The 1,429-nt window shown below is 64.2% G+C and carries 2 protein-coding genes and 1 pseudogene; 2 read left to right on the top strand and 1 reads right to left on the bottom strand.

Features of this window, described 5'->3' with window-relative positions:
* Positions 1 to 5: 5 nt before the first annotated feature.
* Positions 6 to 206, top strand: a pseudogene (locus tag AB4Y42_RS43935) (NAD(P)H-binding protein); the annotation flags it as partial.
* A gap of 38 nt (positions 207 to 244) precedes the next feature.
* The gene (locus AB4Y42_RS43930; protein ID WP_368697850.1) at positions 245 to 712 is read left to right on the top strand and encodes an NAD-dependent epimerase/dehydratase family protein; all 468 of its coding nucleotides are present in this window, start codon (positions 245 to 247) and stop codon (positions 710 to 712) included.
* On the opposite strand, the gene AB4Y42_RS43925 is transcribed toward AB4Y42_RS43930, so the two are convergent.
* The coding region (locus AB4Y42_RS43925) for a hypothetical protein (protein ID WP_368697849.1) at positions 631 to 1,429 on the bottom strand (799 nt) is incomplete at its 5' end. The two genes, AB4Y42_RS43930 and AB4Y42_RS43925, sit on opposite strands and share 82 nt — an antisense overlap.

Genomic DNA, 1,429 nt, shown 5'->3' with positions numbered 1-1,429 from the left:
TGAAGATTTTCGTTGCAGGCGCCACCGGCGCCGTTGGACAGCCGCTGGTGCGCGTGCTCTGCGCGCAGGGTCATGAGGTAACGGGGATGACTCGCGCCGGCGCGGGTGCCGACAGGCTTCGCGAGCTTGGCGCCCGCGTGACCCTGGCGGACGCCTTTCATGCGGAGTCCGTGAAGGATGCCATCGCGAAGGCGGCGCCAATCTACTGTCCGCTGCCAAGGCGCTGGGCGTCAAACGCTATGTCTTGCAATCACGTGGCTTCTACCTCGAAGCCCCGCAGGGCTCGCTGGCCGACGAGACAGCCGCGCTCCGCTACGACGCGCCCGGCGAGATTGGTGATAGTGCGCGGGTCATTGGTGCCTACGAAAATCGCGTCACGGGCTCGATCGCGCTGGAAGGCGTGGTCCTGCGCTACGGCTTCTTCTACGGTCCCGGTACCTGGTACAGGCTCGACGGCGCCATTGCGGAGCAGGCGCGAAAAGGCGGGATGGCGATCATCGGCGAGGGCAACGCGGTCTGGTCGTTCGTCCACCTCGACGATGCAGTGGCGGCAACAGTAGCGTCACTGACGGCCGAAGCCGGCGTATACAACGTGGTCGATGACGACATTTCGCCGCGACCGGCGCGCCTTCAGGACACCGCGCGTAAGGATTCCGCGTACGACCAGTTGACGCCAGAGACATTGGCAACCGCCTGCCACGCGGCTTCTTGATTAGCGCCATCGAGGAGGTGCGGCTGGCGCTGCGCCTCGATTGGGCCTGTGAATTTCCCTTTAGCCGACGCGAAGAATTGCCCTGAGACGTCGGTTCCAAACTCCGACGTCTGAAGGTACCGACGGGCCGCAGTCTCCGGCGTCTGATTCATGCCGGGAATGAGGTTCACGATTGGGATCATCAGATATTTCACCGCCCAGCCAGCGTTTCGCCCCACATTGGTGGCGGTCGCCGCACCGGGCGAGACAGCGAACACGGCCATGCCGGAGGGCAGCCGACGCGCGAGCGCAGCAGCCCACCAGGCAACGATGAGCTTCGCGTCGGCATACGCATTGTTGGGCACATACTTCACGTTAGGCCCGTTGTGCAGCAGGGCTTCCATAGCAGCGGTCAGGTCGCCTCCGTGGTATTTGGCAGCGAGTGCGTCCACGTCGGTGTACTTGAACATGGGTACGCCCCCTCGCGCGGGTTCCGCGCCGGCGATAACGATCCGCGCGTCGGGGCTCAGCAGATTGGCGCGGAGCAACCCGACAGTTAATTGGTGATGGCCGATGAGCGGAGCCTGAGAAGCCTCGACGCCCGCCGCAGTGATCACCCGCTGCTTACCTGGGACCATTCCGGCATTGAGCAGCAGAAAATCAATCGGCTGACCTCGCTTTTCGAGCTCGGCGAGGGCGGATTGAACGCTGGTCGGCTCGTCCAGCTCCAGCTCCAGC

The organism is Paraburkholderia sp. EG286B (assembly GCF_040965655.1).
Lineage (GTDB): Bacteria > Pseudomonadota > Gammaproteobacteria > Burkholderiales > Burkholderiaceae > Paraburkholderia.
Note: the sequence above shows the minus strand (reverse complement) of the source record. Positions and strands in the feature narration are given on the sequence as shown.